The sequence below is a fragment of the Acidovorax sp. genome, from assembly GCF_022763525.1.
GTDB lineage: Bacteria > Pseudomonadota > Gammaproteobacteria > Burkholderiales > Burkholderiaceae_C > Acidovorax.
This window is the reverse complement of sequence record NZ_JALEGG010000250.1, coordinates 24,541-49,506: the sequence shown is the minus strand read 5'-3', so window position 1 is coordinate 49,506 and position 24,966 is coordinate 24,541. Positions and strand designations below refer to the sequence as shown.

The 24,966-nt window shown below is 67.5% G+C and carries 27 protein-coding genes; 16 read left to right on the top strand and 11 right to left on the bottom strand.

Annotated elements, in window-relative coordinates:
- Positions 1–895 (bottom strand): 5-dehydro-4-deoxyglucarate dehydratase (gene kdgD, locus MRY84_RS19510; RefSeq protein WP_291507344.1); only part of this gene is annotated, 895 nt, incomplete at its 3' end.
- Positions 896–1,120: 225 nt separating this feature from the next.
- On the opposite strand from kdgD, the gene MRY84_RS19505 reads away from it, so the two are divergent.
- A complete protein-coding gene (locus MRY84_RS19505; protein WP_291507343.1) occupies positions 1,121–2,149 on the top strand; it encodes a LacI family DNA-binding transcriptional regulator in 1,029 nt (342 codons plus the stop codon).
- A 63-nt stretch (positions 2,150–2,212) separates the two neighbouring features.
- Here MRY84_RS19505 and MRY84_RS19500 read toward each other — a convergent pair whose 3' ends face one another.
- Positions 2,213–3,676, bottom strand: coding sequence for a PLP-dependent aminotransferase family protein (locus tag MRY84_RS19500; protein WP_291507342.1), 1,464 nt, complete (start codon positions 3,674–3,676; stop codon positions 2,213–2,215).
- Positions 3,677–3,780: 104 nt separating this feature from the next.
- On the opposite strand from MRY84_RS19500, the gene MRY84_RS19495 reads away from it, so the two are divergent.
- A complete protein-coding gene (locus MRY84_RS19495; protein ID WP_291507341.1) occupies positions 3,781–4,434 on the top strand; it encodes a pyridoxamine 5'-phosphate oxidase family protein in 654 nt (217 codons plus the stop codon).
- A 16-nt stretch (positions 4,435–4,450) separates the two neighbouring features.
- Here MRY84_RS19495 and ispF read toward each other — a convergent pair whose 3' ends face one another.
- Positions 4,451–4,930 (bottom strand): 2-C-methyl-D-erythritol 2,4-cyclodiphosphate synthase, encoded by a 480-nt coding sequence (gene ispF, locus MRY84_RS19490; protein WP_291507340.1) that lies wholly within the window; start codon positions 4,928–4,930, stop codon positions 4,451–4,453.
- Between the two features lie 46 nt (positions 4,931–4,976).
- Complete coding sequence (locus tag MRY84_RS19485) at positions 4,977–5,888, bottom strand: 2-C-methyl-D-erythritol 4-phosphate cytidylyltransferase (protein WP_291507339.1); 912 nt, start codon at positions 5,886–5,888, stop codon at positions 4,977–4,979.
- 175 nt (positions 5,889–6,063) lie between these two features.
- Here MRY84_RS19485 and mfd point away from each other — a divergent pair, with 175 nt between their 5' ends.
- The 3 genes from mfd to MRY84_RS19470 all read left to right on the top strand — a co-directional run bounded on the left by mfd (position 6,064) and on the right by MRY84_RS19470 (position 10,553).
- Positions 6,064–9,540 (top strand): transcription-repair coupling factor, encoded by a 3,477-nt coding sequence (gene mfd, locus MRY84_RS19480; RefSeq protein ID WP_291507338.1) that lies wholly within the window; start codon positions 6,064–6,066, stop codon positions 9,538–9,540.
- Positions 9,541–9,612: 72 nt separating this feature from the next.
- Positions 9,613–10,269 (top strand): hypothetical protein, encoded by a 657-nt coding sequence (locus MRY84_RS19475; RefSeq protein WP_291507337.1) that lies wholly within the window; start codon positions 9,613–9,615, stop codon positions 10,267–10,269.
- A 95-nt stretch (positions 10,270–10,364) separates the two neighbouring features.
- Positions 10,365–10,553: a DUF3149 domain-containing protein gene (locus MRY84_RS19470; RefSeq protein WP_174240373.1), complete on the top strand. Its 189-nt coding sequence runs from the start codon at positions 10,365–10,367 to the stop codon at positions 10,551–10,553.
- 127 nt (positions 10,554–10,680) lie between these two features.
- Here the strand turns inward: MRY84_RS19470 and MRY84_RS19465 are convergent, their stop codons facing one another.
- A complete protein-coding gene (locus MRY84_RS19465) occupies positions 10,681–10,893 on the bottom strand; it encodes a hypothetical protein (protein WP_291507336.1) in 213 nt (70 codons plus the stop codon).
- 164 nt (positions 10,894–11,057) lie between these two features.
- On the opposite strand from MRY84_RS19465, the gene serB reads away from it, so the two are divergent.
- The 5 genes from serB to MRY84_RS19440 all read left to right on the top strand — a co-directional run bounded on the left by serB (position 11,058) and on the right by MRY84_RS19440 (position 16,191).
- A complete protein-coding gene (gene serB / locus MRY84_RS19460) occupies positions 11,058–11,771 on the top strand; it encodes a phosphoserine phosphatase SerB (RefSeq protein ID WP_291507335.1) in 714 nt (237 codons plus the stop codon).
- Between the two features lie 25 nt (positions 11,772–11,796).
- On the top strand, positions 11,797–12,381 hold the full coding sequence (locus MRY84_RS19455; protein WP_291507334.1) for a redoxin domain-containing protein: 585 nt from the start codon (positions 11,797–11,799) through the stop codon (positions 12,379–12,381).
- A gap of 155 nt (positions 12,382–12,536) precedes the next feature.
- A complete protein-coding gene (locus MRY84_RS19450) occupies positions 12,537–13,001 on the top strand; it encodes a (2Fe-2S)-binding protein (protein ID WP_291507333.1) in 465 nt (154 codons plus the stop codon).
- Positions 12,998–15,109 (top strand): molybdopterin cofactor-binding domain-containing protein, encoded by a 2,112-nt coding sequence (locus tag MRY84_RS19445; protein WP_291507332.1) that lies wholly within the window; start codon positions 12,998–13,000, stop codon positions 15,107–15,109. Before MRY84_RS19450 ends, MRY84_RS19445 begins: the two co-directional genes overlap by 4 nt.
- Positions 15,110–15,138: 29 nt before the next feature.
- Entirely contained in the window at positions 15,139–16,191 is a 1,053-nt protein-coding gene (locus tag MRY84_RS19440; protein ID WP_291507331.1) for a helix-turn-helix transcriptional regulator, read from the top strand.
- Between the two features lie 83 nt (positions 16,192–16,274).
- On the opposite strand, the gene MRY84_RS19435 is transcribed toward MRY84_RS19440, so the two are convergent.
- A complete protein-coding gene (locus MRY84_RS19435) occupies positions 16,275–16,766 on the bottom strand; it encodes an Rrf2 family transcriptional regulator (RefSeq protein ID WP_291507330.1) in 492 nt (163 codons plus the stop codon).
- 91 nt (positions 16,767–16,857) lie between these two features.
- On the opposite strand from MRY84_RS19435, the gene ytfE reads away from it, so the two are divergent.
- Together ytfE and MRY84_RS19425 are read left to right on the top strand one after the other, a co-directional pair.
- Complete coding sequence (gene ytfE / locus MRY84_RS19430; RefSeq protein WP_291507329.1) at positions 16,858–17,625, top strand: iron-sulfur cluster repair protein YtfE; 768 nt, start codon at positions 16,858–16,860, stop codon at positions 17,623–17,625.
- The gene (locus tag MRY84_RS19425; RefSeq protein WP_291507328.1) at positions 17,622–18,059 is read left to right on the top strand and encodes a group III truncated hemoglobin; all 438 of its coding nucleotides are present in this window, start codon (positions 17,622–17,624) and stop codon (positions 18,057–18,059) included. The genes ytfE and MRY84_RS19425 overlap by 4 nt, the downstream gene beginning before the upstream one ends.
- Positions 18,060–18,077: 18 nt before the next feature.
- Here the strand turns inward: MRY84_RS19425 and MRY84_RS19420 are convergent, their stop codons facing one another.
- The gene (locus MRY84_RS19420) at positions 18,078–18,251 is read right to left on the bottom strand and encodes a DUF5668 domain-containing protein (protein ID WP_197506377.1); all 174 of its coding nucleotides are present in this window, start codon (positions 18,249–18,251) and stop codon (positions 18,078–18,080) included.
- Between the two features lie 37 nt (positions 18,252–18,288).
- Complete coding sequence (locus MRY84_RS19415) at positions 18,289–19,182, bottom strand: LysR family transcriptional regulator (protein WP_291507327.1); 894 nt, start codon at positions 19,180–19,182, stop codon at positions 18,289–18,291.
- Positions 19,183–19,311: 129 nt separating this feature from the next.
- Between MRY84_RS19415 and MRY84_RS19410 the strand changes: the two genes are divergently transcribed.
- The gene (locus tag MRY84_RS19410; RefSeq protein WP_291507326.1) at positions 19,312–19,863 is read left to right on the top strand and encodes a GNAT family N-acetyltransferase; all 552 of its coding nucleotides are present in this window, start codon (positions 19,312–19,314) and stop codon (positions 19,861–19,863) included.
- Positions 19,860–20,957, top strand: coding sequence for an ABC transporter ATP-binding protein (locus tag MRY84_RS19405; RefSeq protein ID WP_291507325.1), 1,098 nt, complete (start codon positions 19,860–19,862; stop codon positions 20,955–20,957). Before MRY84_RS19410 ends, MRY84_RS19405 begins: the two co-directional genes overlap by 4 nt.
- Positions 20,958–20,972: 15 nt before the next feature.
- On the opposite strand, the gene MRY84_RS19400 is transcribed toward MRY84_RS19405, so the two are convergent.
- Genes MRY84_RS19400 through MRY84_RS19390 form a run of 3 tightly spaced genes read right to left on the bottom strand, consistent with a single transcriptional unit; the run spans position 20,973 to position 22,043 of the window.
- On the bottom strand, positions 20,973–21,209 hold the full coding sequence (locus MRY84_RS19400) for a DUF3820 family protein (RefSeq protein ID WP_291507324.1): 237 nt from the start codon (positions 21,207–21,209) through the stop codon (positions 20,973–20,975).
- 7 nt (positions 21,210–21,216) lie between these two features.
- A complete protein-coding gene (locus tag MRY84_RS19395; RefSeq protein ID WP_291507323.1) occupies positions 21,217–21,579 on the bottom strand; it encodes a translation initiation factor Sui1 in 363 nt (120 codons plus the stop codon).
- The gene (locus MRY84_RS19390; RefSeq protein ID WP_291507322.1) at positions 21,576–22,043 is read right to left on the bottom strand and encodes a DUF2721 domain-containing protein; all 468 of its coding nucleotides are present in this window, start codon (positions 22,041–22,043) and stop codon (positions 21,576–21,578) included. The genes MRY84_RS19395 and MRY84_RS19390 overlap by 4 nt, the downstream gene beginning before the upstream one ends.
- A 175-nt stretch (positions 22,044–22,218) precedes the next feature.
- Between MRY84_RS19390 and MRY84_RS19385 the strand changes: the two genes are divergently transcribed.
- Positions 22,219–23,499 (top strand): DEAD/DEAH box helicase, encoded by a 1,281-nt coding sequence (locus tag MRY84_RS19385; protein ID WP_291507321.1) that lies wholly within the window; start codon positions 22,219–22,221, stop codon positions 23,497–23,499.
- A 141-nt stretch (positions 23,500–23,640) separates the two neighbouring features.
- Positions 23,641–24,906 (top strand): sensor domain-containing diguanylate cyclase, encoded by a 1,266-nt coding sequence (locus MRY84_RS19380; RefSeq protein WP_291507320.1) that lies wholly within the window; start codon positions 23,641–23,643, stop codon positions 24,904–24,906.
- Positions 24,907–24,966: the final 60 nt, after the last annotated feature.

Here is a 24,966-nt window from a genome sequence, read left to right as displayed (position 1 = left end):
TGTCGATCAGCGCCTTGAGCTCTTCCATCTCGCTGGGCTTCAAGTCCGTCAGCGGCGCGCGCACCGGCCCGCCGTCGTGGCCCACGATGCGCGCACCTGCCTTGATGATGGACACGCCATAGCCTTCCACGCGGTTGCGGATGGCCAGATACGGCATGAAGAACTCCTTGAGCAGCCGGTGCTGGGTGGCCGTGTCGTCGCTGGCCACGGCCTTGTAGAACTCCATCGCCGTCTTCGGGATGAAGTTGAACACCGCCGACGAATACACCGGCGTGCCCAGCGCCTTGTACGCCGCCGCATACACCTCGGCCGTGGGGAGGCCACCCAGGTACGAGAAACGATCGCCCAGCTTCATGTAGATGGAAGACATGGTTTCGATGTTGCCCACGCCGTCCTTGAAGCCCACCAGGTTCGGGCATCGGTCGGCCAGGATGGCCAGCGACTCGGCCGTGAGCTTGGTGCGGTCGCGGTTGTAGACGATCACGCCGAACTTCACGCTCTTGCAGACCTGGGCCACATGCTCGATCAGGCCCTCTTGGCCCGCTTCGGTCAGGTAATGCGGCAGCAGCAGGATGCCGTGGGCGCCCAGGCGCTCGGCCTCTTGCGCATGGGCAATGGCCGTGCGGGTGGGGCCACCGGCACCGGCAATGATGGGCACCTTGCCCCGGCAGGTGTCTACGGCGGTCTTGATGACTTCGCTGTACTCGGGGCCCGACAGCGAGAAATACTCGCCCGTGCCACCGGCGGCAAACAGCGCGCTGGCGCCGTAGGGGGCGAGCCACTCCAGGCGCTCGATATAGGTCTTGGGGCGGAAGTTGCCCTGCTCGTCAAAGTCCGTGATTGGGAACGACAGCAGGCCGGAGCCCATGATGGTCTTGAGTTCTTGGGGGGTCATGGTAGTTGGCGCGCGGTGAACGTTGGAAAGCAAATCAAAAGGTCGTACAAGCTGGCTAGTTTTGGGGCAAATCTCAAAAAAAATTGCCAGAATCCGCAAATGTTAACGTTAACATCATCGGACAACATAGGGCAAACCCTTGGTTTTAAGCTCCATGACCGCTAATCCGCCGAGAAGCCGCCTGCGGCGTCGTTCAGGCGACTTCCCGCTTTAGACTCCGCCACCATGCACGCACCCCACACTGCGCCTCTTCCCGGCCGCGACCGCCCCGCCGTCACGCTGCGCGAGGTGGCCGAGCGCGCAGGCGTGTCGATGATCACCGTCTCGCGCGCCATCAATACGCCGCAGCAGGTGTCCGAGCGCACGCGGGAACGCGTGCAGGAGGCCGTGTCTGCACTGGGTTATGTACCCAACCTGGTGGCGGGCGGGTTACGGTCGGCACGCAGCCATGTGGTCACGGCTTTAGTGCCCACACTCACAGGCCCCTTGTTTGGCGAGATGGTGCAGGCGCTGACCGAGGCTCTGGAACTGCGCGGCTTTCAGGTGATGCTGGGCCAAGTGGGCTACGCGCGTTCACGCGAGGACGAGTTGCTGCGCGCCATCGTCGGCCGACGACCCGATGGCATCGTGCTCACGGGTGTGATGCACTCGCCCGAAGGGCGGCGTCTGCTCACCGCCTCGGGCATCCCCATCGTCGAAACCTGGGACTTCACCGACACCCCCATCGACATGCTGGTGGGCCTGCGGCATGAAGCGCTGGGCGCGGCCGTGTGCGAGGACCTGTTTGCCAAAGGGCGACGCCATCTGGCACTGCTCAGTGGCGGCGACGAGCGTGCCGCCCGCCGCGCGCGTGGCTTCACGGCAGCTGCGCAGCGCCTGGGGCTTCGCGCGCCTACGGTGCGCCTGGGCAAATCACCCACCACCCATGCCGATGGCCGCGAGGGGTTGGCTGCCCTGTTGGCCGAGGCGCCTGACATGGACGCGGTGTTCTGCAGTTCCGACATGCTGGCGCTGGGCGTGCTGACCGAGGCGCGCGTGCGCGGTATCGCCGTGCCCGATCAGCTCGCAGTGATGGGCTTTGGCGACATCGACTTCGCGCAGACCGTGAGCCCCAGCCTTTCCACCGTGCGCATCGACGGCACGCGCATGGGCCAGTTGGCAGCGCAGCTGATTGCCAACCGCGCCGAGGGCCAGCCTGTGGCCGAGCCCGTGGTGGACATCGGCTTTTCGATCATCGGGCGGGAGAGCGCATAGCGAGGCGGTACGCACCGGGCGAGTGGCGTCGAGCCAGCGGGGAGCCACCGCGGCCACCAGCCATCAATTCCGCACCACGCTTGCCAGCTTCTTCACCAACGGCTCGATCGCCTCCACCGGCACCTGCGCATAGCCCAGCAGAAAGCCGCGCCAGGGCTGCGCACGCAGGCCCACGGCATGCAGGCTCAGGGCTGGCGCCATGATGCCGTGCCGCGCCATGAGCCTGGCACTCAGCGCCACGTCGTCGGACCGGGCATCGTGCAGGCGCAGGGCCAGGTGCATGCCGGCCGTGCCGCCGTGCACGGTGGCCACATCGCCCAGGTGACTGGCCAGCGCGGCCACCAGCGCATCGCGCCGCTGGCGGTAGAGGCGGCGCATGCGCCGCAGGTGCAGCGCAAACTGGCCACTCACGATGAAATCCGCCAGCGCCCGCTGCTCAGCCGTGCGCCCGCGCGGCGCCGCCCGGTCCAGCAGCAGCGCCAGCGCGGGTGCCAGGGCCTGGGGCACCACCATGAAGCCGATGCGCAAGCCAGGGAACAACGTCTTGCTGAAGGTGCCCAGGTAGACCACGGGCGCATCCGGCGCCAGGCCCTGCATGCAGGCCAGGGGCGGCCCGTCGTGGCGGAACTCGCTGTCATAGTCGTCCTCGATCACCAGCGCACCGGCCCGGCGTGCGCCGTCGATCAGCGCCAGGCGCCGCGCGAGGCTCATCACGCTGCCGACGGGGTACTGGTGCGAGGGGGTGGTGTACACCAGCCGCGGCCGCTGGCGCTGCCAGTCGCTCGCCGTGGGGGCCATGCCCTCGCCATCGACCACGATGCCCACGGCCCGCAGCTGCGCCGCGCGAAACGCCGCCACCGCGCCCTGGTAGCCCGGGTTTTCAATCCACACCTTGTCGCCCGCATCGGCGAACGCACGGGCACACAGGTCCAAGCTGCCCTGGGTTCCGTCGGTAATGAACACCTGCGCCGCATCGGCCAGCGCGCCACGCGCCACGCGCAGGTGCCCAGCGATGGCTTCGCGCAGCGCAGGCTCCCCGGCCGGGTTGGCGTAGTTGAGGTCTGCGGGCCGCAGCGACGCCCAGGCCCGGTCGAGCAGGCGCCGCCAGCGCAGCACCGGGAACTCCCCCAGCGCCGGCACGCCCGGCGCGAACGCTGCCGCAGTCTCCGCCCCCGGCAGCAACGGCATGTTCTGCGCACGCCGCGACAGGCTGCCGCGCGCAGAAGGCATCGGCGGAGCGGGCGCGTCGACCGCCACCAGCCGCCCGGCCAGCGGCGCCACCACGCTGCCGCGTCGGGTGGCCACGATAAAGCCTTCGGTGGCCAACTGCTCGTAGGCGTACAGCACGCTGTTGCGCGCCACGCCCAGTTCGGCCGCCAGCGCGCGGGTGGCGGGCAGGCGCATGCCGCCGACCAGGTTGCCGCTGCGGATGGCCTGGCGCAGGCATTCGTGCAGCTGGCGTTGCTGCGGCCAGCGCGCATGGGCCGGCAGCGCCTGGAAGGCAGTGAACAGAAGCTGGAAATCCATCGGCGTTTGTGGCTCTAAAAAATAGCGTCGTTGTGGGTCTTATTCTGGCACCACACACGTTCTACATTCCGCCCCTTCATCCACTTTCGCATCCGGAAAATTTCGTGAACGACACTGCCGCCGCCCTCCCCTCGTCCGATCGCACACGCATCCGCCGCGTGGCCGAGAACGCCCGCTACGACCGCGCCACGCTGCATGCCATCATCGACGCCGCCTATCTGTGCCACGTGGCGTTTGCCGACGATCAGGGCACCCACAACATCCCCACGGCCTGCTGGCGCACGGGCGAGCACCTGTACATCCATGGCTCTAACGGCGGCCGCATGATCAAGTGGCTGGGCAAGGGCACCCCGGCTTGCGTGACCATCACCCACCTGGACGGGCTGGTGCTGGCGCGCTCGGCCTTCAACCACTCGATGAACTACCGCGCCGCCATGGTCTACGGCCGCTTCGAGCCCGTGGCGGACAAGCACGCCGCGCTGGCGGCGCTCATGGACCACATCGCAATCGGCCGCCAGGCCGAGATCCGAGCCGGCAACGACAAGGAGTTCGCGGCGACCACCGTGCTGCGCATTTCGCTGGATGAAGCCGCCTGCAAGGTACGCAGCGGCCCGCCCGTGGACGATGCGGAGGACCTGCAGCACCCCGCCTGGGCCGGCGTGCTGCCGATCGTGCAGGTGCGCGGCACCCCCGAGGCCGACCCGCTGAACACGGAGGCCACGCCGGGCTACGTGGCGGCTTGGTCGGGGATGGCCTGATGGCGCAACAGGGGCTTCAGGCCTTGTAGATCAAGGCCGCGGCGCGTGCTTCCATCGCCAGGCCCTGCCCCACGGGCCCCAGGCGCTCGGCCGTCTTTGCCTTCACATTGACCTGGCCGGGCTCGACCTCCAGCGCCTTGGCGATGCATTCCCGCATGCGCGGGATGTGCGGCGCCAGGCGCGGCGCCTGTGCCACCACGGTGCTGTCCACGTTGCCGATGCTGTAGCCGGCGGCCCGCACGCGGCGCGCAGCCTCGGCCAACAAAATAGCAGAGTCAGCCCCACGAAACTGCGCGTCGGTGTCCGGAAAATGGCTGCCGATGTCGCCCAGCCCCGCCGCGCCCAGAATGGCATCGGTGATGGCATGCAGCAGCACGTCGGCGTCCGAATGGCCCAGCAGGCCCATGGTGTGGGGAATTTGAACCCCGCCAATCACGAGGGCACGGCCTGGCACGAGCGCATGCACGTCCCACCCTTCGCCAATCCTGAAATTCATCTTTGCCTTCGTTGATGCATCGGCCGGTGCACGCATGCGCCCGTCCTCAAAATATCGTCTTGCGCCCGGTCTCAATGGCACCGTGCCCGCGCTCACCGCCAAAGCGGGCCAGCGTGGTGCCGTGGCCGCGCTGGGCCAGAACGGCCTCGGCCAAGGCAAAGTCGTCGGGATAGGTGACCTTGAAGTTCTGCGCGCCGCCAGGCACCAGCCGAGGGTGCAGGCCCATGGCCTCCATCGCACTGGCCTCGTCGGTCACGTTGCTGCCCACCTTGGCCAGCGCATCCTGCAGCGGGCCGATGCGGAACATCTGAGGGGTCTGCGCGAGCCACTTGTTGCTGCGGTCCACCGTGGAGGCCACGCGCACGCCGCCGGGGCCGTCGATGGAGGTCTTGAGCGTGTCGGCGAGCTGGTGCGCCAGCAGGCCGCCCACGCTGTCTGTCGCGCAAACGTCGATGAGCCGGTCGATCTGCTCGGCCGTGACCAGGCAGCGCGCGGCGTCGTGGACCAGCACCCAGTCATCGGGCCGTGCACCACGCTCTTGCAGCGCCACAAGGCCGCCCTGCACCGTGGCGGCGCGTGTGGGGCCGCCGCAGTCCACCACAAAGAACGATGGGTGCGCATGGGCATCGAGATAGCGGTCACCCGGCGCCACGGCCACCAGCGTGCCTGCCAGGCGGCCCACCCCGGCGAAAGCCGCAAGGGTGTGCATGACCATGGGATGCCCTGCCACCAAGTGGTACTGCTTGGGCAGGGAGGGCGGCGCCAGCGGTTCTCCGGCGGCCCCCGCCAGCGCACCAAAGCCAGAAACCGTCGAGCCCCCAGACGGCGCCGCCGGCCGCGATGCCACCGCCCGTGAGCCGGTGCCCGCGCAAGGCACCAGCGCCCAGAAGCGGCCCGCCGCAGGCGTGACAGCATGCGGCGTGGCGAGCGAGGTTTGCAGCAGCGGGTCGATGGTCATGAAGGCGCCATTTTAGGAGGGCCGCCGGGCGCACCGTACGGCATGTGGCGCACGGGCCGCGCGGGAGCCGGCAAGGATCACGGGCAGGTCCTAAAATGGTCCGTTGCCCCCGACCCGCCCGCGCGCACCGCGCCACCAGGATGCGGCGGGCCCATTGACGCCCCCTCCCGTCCGCATGGAACTGCCCAAACTCTCCCCCGGAAAACGCTTTGCCCTGCCCCGCCCCGTGGGCAGCGCCGATTCGCTGTTGCTGGCCCGACTGGCCGAGCGCGACAAGGCCGCCGGCCGCACCACGGCCATCGTCACGGCTGATGCCACCGATGCGCAGCGCCTCATCGACGAGATGGCGTTCTTCGCACCCGGACTGCGGTGCGCGCTGTTTCCCGACTGGGAGACGCTGCCCTACGACACCTTCTCCCCGCACCAGGACCTGATCAGCGAGCGGCTGGCCACGCTGTGGCGCATCTCGCAGAAAGACAAGGAAACAGGCGCCGACGTGGTGCTGGTGCCCGCCACCACGGCGCTGTACCGCCTCGCCCCGCCCTCCTTTCTGGCGGGCTACACCTTCCACTTCAAGGTCAAGCAAAAACTCGACGAAGCCAAGTTCAGGGCCCAGCTCACGCTGGCGGGCTACTCGCATGTTTCGCAGGTGGTGAGCCCGGGCGAGTACGCCGTGCGCGGCGGGCTGATCGACCTGTTCCCCATGGGCTCGCTCGTGCCCTTTCGCGTGGACCTGTTCGACGACGAGATCGACAGCATCCGCACCTTCGACCCGGACAGCCAGCGCAGCCTGTACCCCGTGCCCGAGGTGCGTCTGTTGCCCGGCCGCGAGTTCCCCATGGACGACGACGCACGCGCCAAATTCCGAAGCCGCTGGCGCGAGATGCTGGAAGGCGACCCGACCAAGAGCCGCATCTACAAGGACATGGGCGCGGGCGTGGCCACGGCCGGTATCGAGTACTACCTGCCGCTGTTCTTCGACGACACGGCCACGGTGTTCGACTACCTGGGCGGCGAAGCCACAGTGGTGCTGCACGGCGACCTGGAGCCCGCGTTTCAACGCTTCTGGCAGGACACCAAGGACCGCTTCCGCCTGGTGCAGGGCGACCCCGAGCGCCCGGTGCTGCCGCCCGAGGCGCTGTTCCTGTCGGCCGATCAGTTCTATACCCGCGCCAAGGAGCATGCGCAGCTATCCATCCGCCCGGGTGTCGAGGATGTCGACGACAACCCGAACTTCCAGAAGCTCGGCGACCTGTCGGTGGTGCGCGGCGCCGAAGACCCGCTGGCCCGCCTGCACGCCCACATCCGCAACACCCAGCACCGCGTGCTGCTGCTGGCCGAAAGCGATGGCCGCCGCGAGAGCCTGCTGGACTTCCTGCGCGCGAGCGGAGTGAACCCGCCGGCCTTCGACTCGCTGGCCGAGTTCCAGGGCACGCCCGAAGAAAAGGTGGGCATCGCCACCGCCGGCCTCACCGTGGGCTTCAGCTGGATCGAGGATGGCATCGACTTCGTCACCGAGACCGAGCTCTTCGCCGCCAGCCCCACCACGCGCCGCCGCAAGAAGCAGGAGCAGGTGAGCGACGTAGAGGCACTGATCAAGGACTTGGCCGAGCTGAACGTGGGCGACCCGGTGGTGCACAGCCAGCACGGCATCGGCCGCTACCGGGGCCTCGTCAACATGGACGTGGGCAACAAAAACCCCGACGGCACGCCCGCCATGCAGGAGTTCTTGCACCTGGAATACGCCGACAAGGCCGTGCTGTACGTGCCCGTGAGCCAGCTGCAGCTCATCAGCCGCTACACCGGCGTCAGCGCCGACGAGGCACCGCTGCACAAGCTGGGCAGCGGCCAGTGGGAGAAGGCCAAGCGCAAGGCCGCAGAGCAGGTGCGCGACAGCGCGGCCGAGCTGCTCAACATCTACGCCCGCCGCGCCGCGCGCGAAGGCCATGCCTTCCGCTACAGCCCGCAGGACTACGAGACCTTTGCCAACGACTTCGGCTTTGAAGAAACGGCCGACCAGAACGCCGCCATCCACGCCGTGATCCAGGACATGATCAGCCCGCGCCCCATGGACCGCCTGGTCTGCGGCGATGTGGGCTTCGGCAAGACCGAAGTGGCGCTGCGCGCGGCCTTCGTGGCAGTCACGGGCGGCAAGCAGGTGGCCTTCCTGGCACCCACAACGCTGCTGGCCGAGCAGCACTACCAGACCCTGGTGGACCGCTTCAGCAAATGGCCGGTGAAGGTGGCCGAAGTCTCGCGCTTTCGCTCGGGCAAGGAGATCACCGCCGCCATCAAGGGCATCGGCGACGGCACGGTGGACATTGTGGTGGGCACGCACAAGCTGCTGTCCGAGTCCACCAAGTTCCACAACCTGGGCCTCCTGATCATCGACGAGGAGCACCGCTTCGGCGTGCGCCACAAGGAGCAAATGAAGGCCCTGCGCGCCGAGGTGGACGTGCTCACCCTCACCGCTACCCCCATCCCGCGCACGCTGGGCATGGCGCTTGAAGGCCTGCGCGACCTCAGCGTGATCGCCACCGCGCCGCAGCGGCGCCTGGCGATCAAGACCTTTGTGCGCAACGAGGGCACAGGCGTGATCCGCGAAGCGGTGCTGCGCGAACTGAAGCGCGGCGGCCAGGTCTACTTCCTGCACAACGAGGTGGAGACCATCGAGAACCGCCGCCAGAAGCTCGAAGAAATCCTGCCCGAGGCCCGCATCGCCGTGGCCCACGGCCAGATGCCCGAGCGCGAGCTCGAACGCGTGATGCGCGACTTCGTGGCCCAGCGCTTCAACATCCTCTTGTGCTCGACCATCATCGAGACCGGCATCGACGTGCCCACGGCCAACACCATCATCATGAGCCGCGCCGACAAGTTCGGCTTGGCGCAGCTGCACCAGCTGCGTGGCCGCGTGGGCCGCAGCCACCACCAGGCGTATGCCTACCTCATGGTGCCCGACGTGGACGGCCTCACCAAGCAGGCGCAGCAGCGGCTCGAAGCCATCCAGCAGATGGAGGAACTGGGCAGCGGCTTCTACCTGGCCATGCACGACCTGGAGATCCGCGGCGCGGGCGAGGTGCTGGGCGAGAACCAGAGCGGCAACATGCTCGAAGTGGGCTTCCAGCTCTACAACGAGATGCTGAGCGAGGCCGTCAAGGCGCTCAAGGCGGGCAAGGAGCCCGACCTGCTCTCGCCCCTGTCCGTCACCACCGACATCAACCTGCACGCCCCCGCCCTGCTGCCCGACGACTATTGCGGCGACGTGCACCTGCGCCTGTCGTTCTACAAGAAGCTGGCCACGGCCAAGACGCCCGACCAGATCGACGGCCTGCTCGAGGAGATCGTGGACCGCTTTGGCAAACTGCCGCCCCAGGCCCAGACCTTGATCGACGTGCACCGCCTTCGCGTGCTGAGTCAGCCCTACGGCGTGGTGAAGGTCGATGCCGCCCCGGGCGTCATCAACATCACCTTCAAGCCCCAACCACCGATCGACCCGATGCGCATCATCGAGCTGATCCAGAAGAACAAGCACATCAAGCTGGCGGGCAACGAGAAGCTGCGCATCGAGCGCGAGCTGAAGGAGCCCAAGGACCGCGCGCAGATGGTGCGGGACATTCTGCGGTCGCTGGGGCAGCCACCGGTCGCCGCATGATGATTTCAATCAAATTGGCCTCCAGCGCTTTATTTACAATCGCAACCAGCTATCAATAGCATAGCAATTGGTATGTGGCTCGAAGCTGCCCTCACGCTCATCGCCCTGGCCGGCGCCGTGGCTGCGCGGCCGTGGCGCATGCTGGGCAGCCGCCCGACCCTGGCGCACGAAGCCCATGGAGCGCCGTCCGCGCTGTGGACGCCGCTGCTCGCCACGCTGGTGTTTTTACCCTGGATGTGGGCCCTGCCCACCCTGCATGCGATGCCGCTGCAATTGCAATGGTCGGGCGCGTGCCTGGTGGTGCTGATGCTGGGCTGGCCGCTGGCCGTGCCTGTGCTCATCGCCGTGGGCATTACGGCCGCTCTGGTCTCCCCAGCCCTGGCATGGGGCGACGCACTGGGCGCCATCGCCTGGCTCGGCGTGGTGCCTGCCACGCTGGCACTCGGCCTGGGCGCCCTCGTGCGGCGCTATACCGGCACCAAACCCTTTGTGTATGTGCTCGGCCGAGCCTTCCTGGGCACGGTGGTGTGCGTGTTTTCATCGGGCGTGCTCTCGCAGTGGAGCGGCCATGCGCTGCCGGGGGTGGGCGGCGATCTGTCGCTGGTGGCACGCTGGCTCATGGCCTGGGGGGATGGTTTTGTCACCGGCATGCTCGCCGCCATCTTCGTGGCTTTCAAGCCCGAGTGGCTGGCCACCTGGTCCGACCGGCTGTACCTCCCGCGCCCTTGACGAACCGCAATGGACCGGGCCCGAATGGTTGACACAGCGCAATGGTCAATGGCCCCTGGCGCGGGATATTGGAGCACCACCAAACGGAGGGTTCCATGAAGCTGTTGAACGATCTTTTTTCTACTGACTACGGCCTGATGAGCATCGTCGTGATCGCGATCACGCTGTGCATGGCCGCGTTCTTTCTGCGCCTGTTCCTCGTCAAGATGAAGGAGCCGCCCAAGCCCGACCCCGCGGCCGCGCTCCGTGCCGCCCACCGCAAGGGCTTGCCGACTGCGCACTGACGCGAAGCGCATCACGCACCGTTCGCCGCCTTGGCCGCACGCAGCCATGCGCGCGCGGCCATGCGGCCGGAGTGGGCGGCCCCGCTGACAACCCACTCCAGAAGGCCAGGAGCGTCCCCCGGCCGACTCAGCCCACACCGCCTGCATCCAAGGCCGGTGGGCGCAACAAATCCACATCAATGCCCATCACCTGGCTCGCCCGCTCCACGGCGTGCCACAGTGGTCTGGGCATCTGCAAGATTTCATCGGGCGAGGCAGAGCGCGCAATCCAGGCGCTGATCTCGCCATGCTGCTGCGGCGTGAGCAGGTCCAGGTTCAGCATTTCGTCAATGGTTTTCATCGGTCTTCCATCTGGGCTGCGCAAGCAGGCCGGGTACACATCGTCCGAGCCTACCTGACAAACGAGCGCCCTCTCGGCATCGCCCCGCCAATGGGGGAACCACGGCGCGGGCGATACCATTGCGGGTTTTGCGTCCCCAAAACAATGAACCCCACGTTCGCGCCATGAACCACGCCACCGAATTCGCTCCGGGCCTTGTCATCCAAGGTATTGAGCCCCCCCTGTCCCTGTCCGCCTACAAGCTCATCGCCTTCGACATGGACTCCACCCTCATCAACATCGAGTGTGTGGACGAAATCGCCGACGCCGCAGGCCGCAAGGCCGAGGTGGCCGCCATCACCGAAGCGGCCATGCAGGGCGTGATCACCGACTACAAAGAGAGCCTGCGCCAGCGCGTGGCCCTGCTCAAGGGCGTGACAGTGCAGCACATGGAGCAGGTGTTCACCGAGCGCCTGCGCTTCAACCCCGGCGCCAAGGAGCTGATCACCGCCGCCAAGGCGGCGGGCCTGACCACGCTACTGGTCTCAGGCGGCTTCACCTTCTTTGCCGACCGCGTCAAAGCCGGGCTTGGCATCGACTTTGCCCGCTCCAATGTGCTGGAAGTCGAAAACGGCCTGCTCACCGGCCGCATGGTGGACCAGGCCTGGGGCGACATCTGCGACGGCGCCGAAAAGCGCCGCACGCTGCTGGAGGTGGCCTCGCTCATGGGCATCTCGCCCCAGCAGGCGATTGCCGTGGGCGACGGCGCCAATGATCTGCCGATGATGGAAGCTGCAGGCTTGTCGGTGGCCTACCACGCCAAGCCCGCCGTGCGCGCGCAGGCCAAGGTGGCCATCAACCAGGGCGGGCTGGATCGGCTGCTCGAAGTGCTGCGCTGATCCACGACGGCATCGCCCTCCAGTCATGCTGAAAGCCCGCATCACCCGCGCCGCACAGGCCCTGCGCCGGGGCTGGAAGCAGCACCTGGCCACCCTCGCACTCGCCTGGATCGCCATCGTGGCGGTCGACACCTGGCGCACGCGCGACCTGCCCCAGGGCCCCGCACCCGATGTGGCGCTGGTGATGGCCGCAGCCGCCACTGGCACCCCTCCCGCAACCACCCTGGCCGCCTGGCGCGCCCAGCACCCGGGCCAGGCGGTGGCGGTGCATTTCTGGGCCGAATGGTGTTCCATCTGCAAGCTGGAAGAGCCCAGCATCGCCAGCCTGTCCGCCGACTGGCCCGTGCTGGGTGTGGCCATGCAGTCGGGCAACGCCGAAAAGGTGGCGCAAGTGCAGCGCCAGCGCGGCATGCCCTGGCAGACGGCGGTGGACCCGCAGGGCACCCTGTCACGCAGCTGGGGCGTGCGCGCCGTGCCTGCACTGGTGGTCATCGACGCGCACGGCCAGGTGCGGTTTGCCACCTCGGGCTACACGCCCGAATGGGCCATGCGCCTGCGGCTGTGGTGGGCGCAGACCATGCCGCAGTGGAGTGCAATGCTTCCAAAATGATAGCTTCTAGCGCTTGATGGACAAGCGCTGGAGGCCATTTCACTCAAATCCCCGGCCCGACGCCAAAGTTGCCGCTCTGATCTGTTTGGCGCAGATCTTCAAGACCAACCGCCTCCGCCTTTGCACACTGGCCCCGTCACACCCACGGAGGCCCCATGCACATCACCCTGAACCAACAAGCCCAGCCGGTGCCCCCCGGCTGGGAGGACGAACCCCTGCTCTGGCTGCTGCGCGAGCCGCTGGGCCTCACGGGCACCCGCTTTGGCTGCGGCATGGGCCAATGTGGCGCCTGCACCGTGCTCATCGACGGCGTGGCGCAGCGCGCCTGCCTGCAGACGGCGCGCGGGCTGCAAGGGCGCTCCATTACCACCATCGAAGGCCTGGCGGCGCCCGATGGCACGCTGCACCCCGTGCAACAGGCCTGGCTGGACCTGCGCGTGCCCCAGTGCGGCTACTGCCAGAGCGGCCAGATCATGGGCGCCGTGGCCTTGCTGCGCGCCACGCCCCGCCCGAGCGATGCACAGATCGACGCCGCCATGTCGGCCCACCTGTGCCGCTGCGGCACCCAGCACCGGGTGCGCGCGGCCATCCACCAGGCTGCTGAGGGTGCGAAGCCATGAAGCGCCGCCAGTTCTTGGCAACGGCGGGCGCCGGGGTACTCACCGTCACGCTGTCGGGCTGCAGCCTGGTGCCGGTGATCCCCAAGCGCCCCACTTCCACCGCCGATGACGCGCTGGGCTGGATACGGCACGACAACGGCCGCTACACCCTGTGGCTGCCCAGTGCCGAAATGGGCCAGCAGATCAGCGTCGCGCTGCAGGGCCTGGCCGCTGCCGAGCTGGGCGTGCCGCCCGCACAGGTGCACCTGCAACTGCCCAGCACCCGCCACATCGCCCGCGTGCGCGCCACCGTGGGCAGCGCCAGCGTGCAGGACTTTGCCCTGCCCCTGGCCCGTGCCTGCGCCACCTTGCGCGAGGCCCTGGCGCAAGGCCAGACCACGGGCACGCTGGCCGCGCGTGACATTGCGCCCAGCGCGCTGCGCAGCCTGCAGCCGCGCACGGGGGTCACCAAAGAAGCTGCGGCGGCGCCGGGCCAGCTGCACGCCCTCGTCACCGGCCAGCCGCTGTTTGCGGGCGACACGCGCCTGCCCGGCCTGCTGTACGGCCGCGTGCTGCGCGCACCGATGTCAGCCGAAATCACCTCGCGCCCACAGGCGTGGGATGAGACGGCCGCCCGCGCCGACCCCGCCTGCGTGGCCGTGGTGCAGCACCCGCGCCTCGCGCAGATGGGCAGCCTGGGCCTGGGCATCGTGGCGCGCACGCCCTCGGCGCTCGACCGCATCGAGGCCGCGCTGGCCGTGCAATGGCAAGTGGAAGACGGCAGCGCGTTCGAGCAGACCGCCATCGACGAGCGCATAGACATCGACACCCACCTGCACCGGGGCCCGCTGCAGCACCGCCTGCGCAAGGACGAGCCGCCCACAGACACAGCATGGACGCTAGACCTGCGCATGGACGTGCCCTTGGCCGCCCACGCGCCCATCGAGCCCCGCAGCGCCACGGCGCAGTGGCTGGCCGACGCAGACAAAAAAGACATCGCCCTGAAGGTATGGGCGGGCACCCAAGACCTGTTCTACATGCGCGACGTGCTCGCCCGCCAGTTCAGCCTGGATGCCGAACGCATCGAGGTGCAGGCCTGCCGCATCGGCGGCGGCTTTGGTGGCCGCACCCTGTGCACGGTGGAACTCGAAGCCGCCGTGCTCGCCCAGGCGGTGGGGGCGCCCGTCAAAGTGCAATGGAGCCGCGCGCAGGAGTTTGCCCAGGGCTTCCAGCGCCCGCCCTCCAGCCACCGTGTGCGGGCCCACGTGCAAGGCGAGCGCATCACCCACTGGTGGCATGCGCTGGCCAGCAGCCACATCCTGTTCACACCCGCCGCCATGCCGGTGTGGATACAAACCCTGGCCGACCTGGCGGGCGACAGCGGCGTGGCGCGCGGCGCACAAATGCCGTACGACGTGCCCCAGCAGCGCATCGAGTTCACCGCCCAGCGCCTGCCCGTGCACACAGGCCCCTGGCGCGGCCTGGGCGCAGGGCCCAACACCCTGGTGGTGGAAAGCGCCATGGACGAATGCGCACGCCTGGCCGGGGCCGACCCGCTGGCCTGGCGCCTGCAGCACACCACCGATGAACGTCTGGCCCAGGTGCTGCGCCGCGCCGCCGCCGAAGCCCGCTGGCCAGAGCGCCCCGCCAGCGACGCCACCACCCTGCGCGGGCGCGGCATCGCAGGCGGCATCTACAAAGGCGTGAGCTATGCCGCCGCCGTGGCCGATGTGGAGGTGCAGCGCGCCACCGGCCGGGTGCGTGTGGTGGCGCTGTGGTGCGCGCACGACTGCGGCCTGGTGCTGCAGCCCGACGGCGTGCGCGCGCAGACCGAGGGCAACCTCGTGTGGTGCCTGGGCATGGTGCTGCACGAGCAACTGCCCGTGGCCCGCTCGGGCGTGGCCGCCGCCAGCTTTGCCGACTACCCGCTGCCACGCATGGGCGACGTGCCGCCGCTGCATGTGCACCTGATCGACAGCAGCGCGCCGCCCACCGGTGCCGGAGAAACCGCCATGGTGGCCGGGGCTGGAGCGATCGCCAACGCGCTGCGCGACGCCACCGGCGTGCGTTTTGCCCGCCTGCCGGTGCGCAGCGCGGATGTGCTGCAGGCCTTGTCCACGCGGGCTTAGCGGGGTCGCACCAACGGCACAATCCGCCCATGCAAGACTTTGCCAGCGCCGCCATGGTCCGCCTGCTGGTGCGCGCCATGGCCGCACACGGGCTGGTGCCGCCACCGCCCCCGCCGGATATGGACGGGCTGGCCGCCAGCCATGTGCCCCTGGCCTACAAGCGCAGCGTGGTCGAAGCCGTGCTGCAACAGGGCGGCCTGGGCACGCTGCTACAACTGGCACAGCGGGTGGACCTGCTGGCGGGTGACCCGGTGCACCGCGCGCTGCTGGGCGCAAGCAGCCCGCCCGAGCTGATGGCGCGCTGGCAGCGTCTGGAGCGCTACGTGCACTCGCGCCACCAGGTCAGCATCAAGGCCAGCGCACGAGGCACTCTGGTGCTGCACCACCATGCCCGTCCCGGCGTATCCGAAGAACCCCGTCCTGCGGAAAGCCTGGCCGTGCTGGGGGTGCTCACAGGCGCGTGCCGCGCCATGGCCGTGGGCCAGCTGCAAGTGGAAATCGGTGCGCCGGGGGGCTCGTACCAACAGGCCGTGCTGCAAACAGCCCCGGATGGCACGGGCAGCCTGGCGGCGCCGACTGCGCTGCTGAACGCACTGGCTGCACCGGGTCCACACGGCCCACCGGGACAAGTGAGCCCATTGGGCCACTGGACTGTCCGGTGGCAACCGAACGATGTGACTGCAGGCGCCCCGCGCCCTCTGCGGCTGCAGCCATCCGCCGGCTTGTGTGACGCGCTGCCGTGGCCCCCCCTCGCGCACGAATTGGCACGCCACGTGCTGCGGGATCCCGCCGCACTGCACTCCGTCGAAGCGCTGGCCCAACGCGCGGGCTTGGCCCGCCGCAGCCTGCAGCGGTCCCTGGCGCAAGCCGGACTGAGCTGCCGCCACATCGTGGCCGAGGCCCGCGCCCGCATGGCAGCGCAATGGCTACTCGACAGCCAGCACGGCCTGGCGGAAATCGGTTACGCCTGCGGCTTTGCAGACCAGCCGCACTTCACCCGCGAGTTCGCACGCCATGTGGGCTTGACCCCGGCGCGCTACCGCGAGGCGTTTGCGGGCCCACAGCCTGTTCGCCCCTGTTGAAAGCCAAGGCCAGAGACCAGCCTGCCTCCCTGCCCCGGGCGCCGACCGATGCAACCCGGCAAACGGCATGGCACGCGGTGAATTCAGTCTTGCATCGGCAACAGGGACGCCGGAGGCAACAGCCCCTGCAGCGGTCGCCCCTTGATCGATACAGGCGCTGACGCCCGCTGCGAGGGCAGCAAGTCCGCCAGGGTCACTCCGTCCAACACGGCCAGATACGCCTGCATGGCCCGCCACAACACGCCTTTGAGACCGCAATCAGCGCTCAACCGGCACTGGTTGGTGGCGGGGTCAAAACACTCCACCAGATGGAAGTCGGTCTCGGTGGCACGCACCACTGCACCAATGTTGATGCTGGAGGCAGGCTGCTTCAACCGAATACCGCCTCCTCTGCCGCGCGTGGTCTCCAGCAGTCCGCTGGCGGACAACTCCTGCACGATCTTCATCAGGTGACTGCGCGAAATCCCGTAGCCCTGCGCCACCTCGGTGATGGTGACCGGCTGGACCCGGCCTTCTGTCGCTGCGCAGTACATGAGTACGCGCAGCGTGTAGTCGGTCCACTGGGTCAGTCGCATGAGATTTGCCCTAGGTCAATTGCAGGAGGTATCTACCTTCAATTTTATTTCATAAAATATTCATACCGAATGAATCTTTAAAGGACCTTCCATGAACGCCCGCGTTGACCACCTGCAAGATGCCGATACCGCCCCCGCTCCGCTCAGCGCCGATCAGCAGATCGGCCAGATCGCAGTGCAGCTTCCGGGCGCCACTGCGGTGTTCCGTCGGCTGAAGCTCGATTTCTGCTGCGGCGGCCAGGTCCCCTTGGCCCAGGCGGCCGCTGACAAGGGCCTGGACGTTGACGCCGTGCTGCGCGAGTTGTCGGCCCTGCATCGCAGCGACGCCCTGCCCGCCGCCGCATCGGCCAGCGCCCTCATCGACCACATCCTGGCCCGGTACCACGAGGTGCACCGCGAACAGTTGCCCGAGCTGATCCGCATGGCCCGCCGCGTCGAGGCCGTGCACCGCGACAACCCGCACGTGCCGGCCGGACTGGCAGACCACCTCGAAGAAATGCACGAAGACCTGCTGTCGCACATGCTCAAGGAAGAGCAGGTGCTCTTTCCCATGCTCAAGAATGGCGGGAACCCGTTCGTGGGCCAGCCCATCGGCATGATGCGGGCCGAGCACGTGGACCATGGTGAAGCACTGGACAAGCTCAACGCCCTGACAAACGACGCCACGCCTCCGCAAGGCGCCTGCAACACCTGGCGCGCGCTGTACGCCGGCATTGCACAGCTGGGCGATGATCTGATCAACCACATCCACCTGGAAAACAACGTGCTGTTCCCGCAGTTCGAGGCCACCGCGGCTGCGTCGCAAGGTTGCGGCCCGTCAGGCTGCGCTTGCAGCGGAGGTGGCACACTGCCGGCATGAGCCCCGCACCCACTGCACCCGACACCAAAGCCGCGCTCGCGCCGGACGTGGACCGCATCGCGCAGCTGGTGCATGGCTTCTACGCGGACGTGCGCAACGATCCGCTGCTCGGCCCCGTGTTCGAGAAGGCGCTGCACGGCCGGTGGGACGCCCATCTGCAGCGGCTGGTGGATTTCTGGAGCACGGTGGCCCTGGGCACGCGCAGTTTCAAGGGCGATGTGTTTGGCAAGCACATGGCGCTGGAAGGCGTCACGCCGGCCCACTTTGCGGCCTGGGTAGGGCTGTGGCAACAGCACACCAACCGCCTTTTTGCCCCCGAGGTCGCCCACGACCTGCAGGTGGCGGCGCACGGCATCGCGCGCAATCTGTTCCGGGGCTACTTTGGCAGCGACCCGGCGTTTGCGCCGCGGCACGGCGGGGACGCCGGGCACTGAGCCCCGAGCGGGGCCGCGTTACTTCTTCTTGTCGCCAGGCGTGAAGAACAGCGCCAAGCCCACCGCAATCAACGCCACCGGCCACCACACGCGGAGCAGTTCGCGCAGACTGATGCTGATGAGCCCCAGATTGGTCAACAGAAAAAACACGCCCAGCACGACCAGAACGATCGCAGCGATATTGCCCTTCATGTGCATTCCCTCGGGGTAGTTGTGTGGATGGGCGCGATTATGGCGGGCCGGACAGCCGCTCCCCCAGATAGTCCACAAACACACGCACCTTGGGCGACAGATGCCTGCTGGAGGGCCAGAGGGCCCTGAACTGGCGGCTGGGTCCCAGCTCCTGCTCCAGCACGCTGACCAATCGGCCATCGGCCAGGGCCTCACCCACCAGGAAGTCGGGCAAGCAAGCAATTCCAAGCCCCCGCAGCGTGGCCCCCAGAACTGCCTCGATGTTGTTGCAGGCCAGCACCGTGCGCAGGCGCGGCTCGGTGCTGGCCACGGTCTCATGCCAAGGCCAGTCGAGCAGCTTGCCGGAGTCGGGGTGGCGAAAACGCACGCAGGCGTGCCGCTCCAGATCGCGCATGGCAGCAGGCGTGCCGTGGCGGTTCAAGTAGGCAGGGGCAGCGCACAGCAAGAGCTGGAATCTTTGCAGTGGACGGGAGACCAGGCGGGAGTCGCGCAGGTCGCCGCTGCGAATGGCTACGTCGATGCCCTCGTCGATCAGGTCGACTGCGCGGTCGCTGAAGTTGATGTCCAGTTCCACCTCCGGGTGGCGTTCAAGAAACTCCGGCACCAAGGGGATCAGGAAGTGGTATCCCACGATGGGTGCGCTCACGCGCAGCCTTCCCCGTGGCGCCTCGCGCGACAAGGACAGCATGGCTTGCGCATCGTCCAGGTCATCCAGGATGCGCCGACAGCGCTCGTGAAACAGGTGGCCTTCTGCCGTGAGCTGGATACGGCGGGTACTGCGCTGCAAGAGCCGCACACCCACCTCCTGCTCCAGGCGCGCCACCGCCTTGCCCACGGCTGAGGCGGAGATCGCAAGCGCCCTTCCCGCCGCCACAAAGCTGCCCAGTTCCGCCGTTTTGACAAAGGCCAACATGCCGCTGAGCTTGTCCATCTGCACTCGCTTGTTTTGGTTGATGCGGCAGATTCAATCATTTTCTTCCGCAATGAAAGGAATCAATGCCACTTTTTTATCTATTCAGTCCAGTTTAACCTTGGTCAAACCACAAGAGCCTTGCCGCCCATGCCCACTCCATCGTTCATCCGCGCAGAAGCCGGCAGCCCCTGCACGGCCCACGACTCGCTGCTTGGCCTGCAAGCCGAATACTTGTCCTGGGTTCACGCTGAAATGTTGCGGTGCTTTCCAGCCCTCAACACGCAGGACGCGGGACTGCCGCGATCCGAAGGCAGCGCGGACGTGGTGCAGGCACTTTGCGCCGGGCACCCACCGGGCAGCGCGTTCTATCTGATCGCGGTCAACGGGGAAGCCGCTGGCATGTGCGGGCTGCGCAGTCTGGGTGGCAGCAACGCGGAGATCAAGCGCCTGTATGTTCGCCCTGCCTACCGCGGCATGCGCCTCGGATCTTCGGCGCTGCGCAGATTGCTGGCAGACGCCCGTTCATGGGGTTACGCCCGGATCTACCTGGACACCGCCTTGTTCATGCAGGCTGCACACCGCCTGTACGAGGCACACGGCTTCACCGACTGCGCGGCCTACGAAGGCACCGAGGTGCCGGTCGCGCTTCAAGGCGACTGGCGGTTCATGCAGCGCGCCATCAACCCTCACTGCCCATGAAAACCTCCTTAATGCGCCATGCCCGGCGCGCAGGCCTGGCGGCCCTATTGCTCCTGCTGCCCCTGGTGCTGCAGAGTCTGGGGCACCACTGGGTGCGCGTTGCGGACACCAGCCTGCTGTACGTGATGCTGGCGCTGGGCCTGAACATCGTGGTGGGCTATGCGGGCCTGCTCGACCTGGGCTACGTCGCCTTCTATGCACTGGGCGCCTACCTCTTCGCACTGTTAACGTCGCCGCACCTCACCGACCACTTTGCCTGGATTGCCGCGCTGTTTCCGGACGGGCTGCACACCCCCTGGTGGGTCACCATCCCGCTGGGTGCGGTGCTGGCCGCCCTGCTCGGCATGCTGCTGGGAGCGCCTACCTTGAAGCTGCGCGGCGACTATCTGGCGGTGGTCACACTGGGCTTTGGCGAAATCGTGCGCTTGCTGGTCATCAACATGGGCCACCCGGTCAACATCACCCACGGCGCCCAGGGCCTGGGGCTGATTGATCCAGTCCGCATCCTGGGGGTGGACCTGGGCCAGCCCCAGGTCATTGCAGGCCACGAAGTCGCATCGGTCACGCTGTACTACTACCTGTTCCTCGCCCTGGTGCTGGTCACCATCGTCATTTGCCAGCGCTTGCAGGATTCACGCATTGGCCGCGCGTGGATGGCCATCCGCGAGGACGAGACCGCAGCGCGGTCCATGGGCATCAACACCCGCAATCTCAAGCTGATGGCTTTTGGCGTGGGAGCCAGCTTCGGTGGCGTCACTGGCGCCATGTTTGCCGCGTTCCAGGGCTTTGTCTCGCCCGAGGCCTTCAGCCTGAACGAGTCGGTGCTCATTGTGGCCATGGTGGTGTTTGGCGGGATGGGCCACATCCCAGGCGTCGTTCTGGGAGCCGTCATGCTCGCGGCCCTGCCCGAAGTGCTGCGCTATGTGGTCGGCCCTTTGCAGGCGGCGACCGACGGGCAACTGGATGCTGGCGTGATGCGCCCCTTGCTGATTGCGCTGGCGATGATCGTCACCATGCTGTGGCGCTCCGGCGGTTTATGGCCCGCACCTATCGCAGTGCGCGCCGGTAGCATCCGCGCGCGCAGCCAAAGCTGATCAGCGCCGTTGCAATCACCGGCCCGCAGCCCCGGCGCGGCGCAGCGGCAGCAGCAGGTCTGACAAGCCGTTGTGATCGATCTCGTGCATCAGGGCCAGCAACTGGCCCAACTCGCCCTTGGGAAAGCCCTCGCGAGCAAACCAGTTCAGGTAGTTGCCCGGCAGATCGGCCAGCACGGTGCCCTTGTATTTGCCATAAGGCATCTGCAGGGTGACCAGGCGCTGCAGCTTCTCGGGATCGAGCGGCGCCATGGCTGGCCTACCCGCCCACGCGCTTGACCTTGTGGCCCAGCTTTTGAAGGGCCGCAATCACACGCTCGACATGGTCGCCCTGCACTTCGATGACGCCATCTTTCACGGTGCCACCACTGCCGCAGGCGGCCTTGAGCTGCTTGCCCAATTGGGTGAGCGCAGCCTCGTCCACCAGCACGCCCTTGACCAAAGTCACGGCCTTGCCGCCACGGCCCTTGGTTTCGCGCGACACGCGCACGATGCCGTCGCCCGTGGGCAGGGGCTTGTTTTGGTGGCATGTGCACTGCCCCACCGGTTGACGGCAGCCGGGGCACATACGGCCCGACTCGGTGGAGTACACCAGGCCGCCGAGGTCAGCCAACGATTTCATTTCTGGTTCTCCACTTCGCGCTGCAGCATGTGGAAATCGAGCACGCGGGTGGCAAGCAGGGTTTCGGTCAAGAAGCACACCAGCGCCAGCAGAAATGACGCTACCCCGGCGAGGAAGCCGGCAACCGCCAGCCGGTTGGACTGGAAATTGGTGGTCTCGCCCAGGAAGAGCAAGATGATGGTGATGCCGATCAGAAAAGCGCAAAAGGTCAGCAGGCCGATGCAGCCGTTCGAAAGCCGCCCGCGCAACCGCAGATCGGCAAGCTCCTTGTAGGCGCGCGCCAGAAACTCGGGCTCGGTGTTGGCGCGCGCACGGTCTTCGACCACGCGTGCCCGGTCAATGATGCGGGCCAGACGCCCCGCCACCGCGCCGATCATGCCGGATACCGCGGTGAGCAGGAACACAGGGGCCACGGCAAGCTGGATGCCGTGGGTGATGGCAGAAGAGTCAAGGGTCAGGGCCATGGACAGGGCAGGAAGGAAGAACGGCAAGCCGCCAAACGGCTGATTATCTGCGCCGCAAGAGCCGGCGCGGTACGGGGTCCACCGCAATCTGCAGCGACAATCCCACTTTCCCTCCCTTCCCGCCTTCTCGCGCCGATGCCCCGTCGGCTGCGCACCACCCCGCCCGCGCCGCCCCATGCCCTTTGCCACCCTTGGTCTGTCCCCCGCCCTCGTCCACGCTGCCGCCCAGGCCGGGTTTGCCACGCCCACGCCCATCCAGGCCGAGGCCATTCCGGCCGTTTTGCAAGGCTGCGACCTGCTGGGGGCCGCGCAGACTGGCTCGGGCAAGACTGCCGCCTTCGCCCTGCCGCTGCTGCACCAGCTGCAGCTGAGTGCTGCGGGCGGGCCGCGCCGAGTCCGCGCCCTCGTGCTGGTCCCCACGCGCGAACTGGCCGCCCAGGTAGGCGAGGTGCTGCGCAGCCTGGCCCAGCACCTGCCATCCCCGCCCAAGGTGGCGGTCGTCTTTGGCGGCGTCTCCATCAATCCTCAGATGCTGGGCCTACGGGGCGGTGCCGACATCGTGGTGGCCACGCCAGGGCGGTTGCTGGACCTGGCGGAGCGCAACGCCGTGCGCCTTAGCGCAGTGGCGCACTTGGTGCTGGACGAAGCCGACCGCCTCCTGGACCTGGGATTCTCCGAAGAGCTGGCGCGGGTGCTGGCGCTGCTGCCAAAACGGCGGCAGAACCTGTTTTTCTCGGCCACGTTCCCGCCCGCTGTGCAGGCACTGGCCGACGGCCTGCTGAAGCAGCCTGTGCGTGTCGAGGTTCCCCAGACGGCTGGAAACGAACCAGCCATTGAGCAGCGCGCCATCGCCGTGGACGCCGCACGGCGCACCCAGCTGTTGCGCCACCTCGTCAAGGAATACGGTTGGTCGCGCGTGCTGGTGTTCGTGGCCACGCAGTACGCCGCCGAGCATGTGGCCGAAAAGCTCTACAAGGCGGGTATCTACGCCACGCCATTCCACGGCGGACTGAGCCAGGGCGCGCGCAACCAGGTGCTGCAGGAGTTCAAGGACGAACGCTGGCAAGTGGTGGTCACCACCGACCTCGCAGCGCGCGGCATCGACATCGCGCAGCTGCCCGCCGTGGTCAACTACGACCTGCCCCGCTCCGCGGTCGACTACGTGCACCGCATCGGCCGCACGGGCCGCGCGGGTGAGAGCGGCATCGCCGTGAGCTTTGTCACGCCAGATGCTGAAGCGCACTTTCGCCTGATCGAAAAACGCCAGCACCTGAGCCTGCCGCGCGAGCACATCGCCGGGTTCGAGCCGGCCGAGGACCCGGCGGTTGCATTGCCCACCGGCCCGCAAGGCACCGGCGGCATCAAGGGCAAGCGGCCCAGCAAGAAGGACAAGCTGCGCGCAGCGGCTGCGCAGGCCGCTGCAGCTTCCGCCAGCGCGCCAAAGAAAGGTCTTTGAGAGACTTTGGACGATAGGACTTTGCCCAGGAGGCAAAGGAATTTCTCATGGGTTATTCGCTGTGGTGGCGACAATGTGGGTTCCCACTGACGCGCACCGGTGCCAAAATCCGGAGTACCTCTTGTTACTCCGGATGCCGCCATGCTCCATGACCTGCGCTTGCTGCAAATGCTTCCTGCGGCGGTGCTCGTCACGCAGGAAGGTGTCATTCGCTTTGCCAATGCGGCAAGCGCGCAGTTGCTGGAAGCGCCGGACACCGCCTTGCTGATAGGGCGGCACTACCGCGACTTCGTGCACCCCATCGACCGGCAACGATCCAGCAACCGGGTCCAGCAGGTGGCAGAGCCCGTGCAAGGCGGGCAGCCCAACAAGCCTTCGGAGTTCCGCATCCGCACACTGCTGGGAAACCTGCGCATGGTGCTTATCAGCAGTGTGGCGGCGCAATGGGACGCCGCACCCGCTGTGCTCATGTGCGGCCTGGACAGGACGCACCAGAGCGAGATCGAAGCCCAGTTGCGTGAGAGCGAGCAGAACTTCCGCCGACTGTTCGAAAACATGCAGGACGTCTACTACCGCACCGACGCCCAGGGAATCGTGCGGCACGTTGGCCCGGGTGTGCGGCGGGTGCTGGGGTACGAGCCGCATGAAATCGAAGGCCGCACGGCCGAGTCCTACTACCCACGCAGTACCGATCGCGACGCGTTCAAGGCCGTCATCCTGGAGCACGGCGAGGTGTCGGACTTCCCCGGGCAAATGGTCCGGCGCGACGGGACGGTGATCGATATCTCCATCAGCAGCCATGCGCTGTATGACCATGCCGGCAATTTTGCGGGCGTCGAAGGCATCTACCGCGACGTGACCCAGCGCAAGAACCTGGAACGCGAACTTCAGCGCCTGGCTACCACCGATATGCTCACGGGCATGGCCAACCGCCGGGCGTTTCTGGAGTGTGCCGAGTCGGTTTACGCGCACTCGCGCCACAGCGGCGAACCGCTGACACTGCTGATGCTGGACCTGGACCATTTCAAGTCAATCAACGACCGGTTCGGCCACCTGGAGGGAGACCGCACGCTGGCCGAGTTCGCCCAGGCCGTCAAAAGCCAGTTGCGGGCGAGCGACGTGGCCGGGCGCCTGGGCGGCGAGGAATTCGGCGTGCTGCTGCCGGCTACCAGCCTGGACGAAGGGCGGCAGGTGGCTCTGCGCATCTTGCACAGCGTGCGGGCCCTGCAGCTGCACGACGAAGCGGGTAACGCTTACCACGTCACAGCCAGCCTGGGGCTGAGCACCTTTCGCGGAACCGACCGCAGCCTGCGCGACATGCTCGACCGCGCAGACCAGGCGCTGTACCAGGCCAAGCACCATGGCCGCAACCAGATTGCGTCGCAGGAGCCCTGCAGCGACCACTGAAACGGACGGCAGGCCAAACGGAAGGTGCGAAAGAGACGACGGGGCCACATCCCCCGGTGG

Excerpts from the sequence above, each read along its gene's own strand:
- MRY84_RS19505 (WP_291507343.1), top strand. The coding sequence starts at position 1,121 with ATGCACGCACCCCACACTGCGCCTCTTCCCGGCCGCGACCGCCCCGCC.
- MRY84_RS19500 (WP_291507342.1), bottom strand. The coding sequence starts at position 3,676 with ATGGATTTCCAGCTTCTGTTCACTGCCTTCCAGGCGCTGCCGGCCCAT.
- ispF (WP_291507340.1), bottom strand. The coding sequence starts at position 4,930 with ATGAATTTCAGGATTGGCGAAGGGTGGGACGTGCATGCGCTCGTGCCA.
- MRY84_RS19485 (WP_291507339.1), bottom strand. The coding sequence starts at position 5,888 with ATGACCATCGACCCGCTGCTGCAAACCTCGCTCGCCACGCCGCATGCT.
- mfd (WP_291507338.1), top strand. The coding sequence starts at position 6,064 with ATGGAACTGCCCAAACTCTCCCCCGGAAAACGCTTTGCCCTGCCCCGC.
- MRY84_RS19475 (WP_291507337.1), top strand. The coding sequence starts at position 9,613 with ATGTGGCTCGAAGCTGCCCTCACGCTCATCGCCCTGGCCGGCGCCGTG.
- MRY84_RS19470 (WP_174240373.1), top strand. The coding sequence starts at position 10,365 with ATGAAGCTGTTGAACGATCTTTTTTCTACTGACTACGGCCTGATGAGC.
- MRY84_RS19465 (WP_291507336.1), bottom strand. The coding sequence starts at position 10,893 with ATGAAAACCATTGACGAAATGCTGAACCTGGACCTGCTCACGCCGCAG.
- serB (WP_291507335.1), top strand. The coding sequence starts at position 11,058 with ATGAACCACGCCACCGAATTCGCTCCGGGCCTTGTCATCCAAGGTATT.
- MRY84_RS19455 (WP_291507334.1), top strand. The coding sequence starts at position 11,797 with ATGCTGAAAGCCCGCATCACCCGCGCCGCACAGGCCCTGCGCCGGGGC.
- MRY84_RS19450 (WP_291507333.1), top strand. The coding sequence starts at position 12,537 with ATGCACATCACCCTGAACCAACAAGCCCAGCCGGTGCCCCCCGGCTGG.
- MRY84_RS19445 (WP_291507332.1), top strand. The coding sequence starts at position 12,998 with ATGAAGCGCCGCCAGTTCTTGGCAACGGCGGGCGCCGGGGTACTCACC.
- MRY84_RS19440 (WP_291507331.1), top strand. The coding sequence starts at position 15,139 with ATGCAAGACTTTGCCAGCGCCGCCATGGTCCGCCTGCTGGTGCGCGCC.
- MRY84_RS19435 (WP_291507330.1), bottom strand. The coding sequence starts at position 16,766 with ATGCGACTGACCCAGTGGACCGACTACACGCTGCGCGTACTCATGTAC.
- ytfE (WP_291507329.1), top strand. The coding sequence starts at position 16,858 with ATGAACGCCCGCGTTGACCACCTGCAAGATGCCGATACCGCCCCCGCT.
- MRY84_RS19425 (WP_291507328.1), top strand. The coding sequence starts at position 17,622 with ATGAGCCCCGCACCCACTGCACCCGACACCAAAGCCGCGCTCGCGCCG.
- MRY84_RS19420 (WP_197506377.1), bottom strand. The coding sequence starts at position 18,251 with ATGAAGGGCAATATCGCTGCGATCGTTCTGGTCGTGCTGGGCGTGTTT.
- MRY84_RS19415 (WP_291507327.1), bottom strand. The coding sequence starts at position 19,182 with ATGGACAAGCTCAGCGGCATGTTGGCCTTTGTCAAAACGGCGGAACTG.
- MRY84_RS19410 (WP_291507326.1), top strand. The coding sequence starts at position 19,312 with ATGCCCACTCCATCGTTCATCCGCGCAGAAGCCGGCAGCCCCTGCACG.
- MRY84_RS19405 (WP_291507325.1), top strand. The coding sequence starts at position 19,860 with ATGAAAACCTCCTTAATGCGCCATGCCCGGCGCGCAGGCCTGGCGGCC.
- MRY84_RS19400 (WP_291507324.1), bottom strand. The coding sequence starts at position 21,209 with ATGGCGCCGCTCGATCCCGAGAAGCTGCAGCGCCTGGTCACCCTGCAG.
- MRY84_RS19395 (WP_291507323.1), bottom strand. The coding sequence starts at position 21,579 with ATGAAATCGTTGGCTGACCTCGGCGGCCTGGTGTACTCCACCGAGTCG.
- MRY84_RS19390 (WP_291507322.1), bottom strand. The coding sequence starts at position 22,043 with ATGGCCCTGACCCTTGACTCTTCTGCCATCACCCACGGCATCCAGCTT.
- MRY84_RS19385 (WP_291507321.1), top strand. The coding sequence starts at position 22,219 with ATGCCCTTTGCCACCCTTGGTCTGTCCCCCGCCCTCGTCCACGCTGCC.
- MRY84_RS19380 (WP_291507320.1), top strand. The coding sequence starts at position 23,641 with ATGCTCCATGACCTGCGCTTGCTGCAAATGCTTCCTGCGGCGGTGCTC.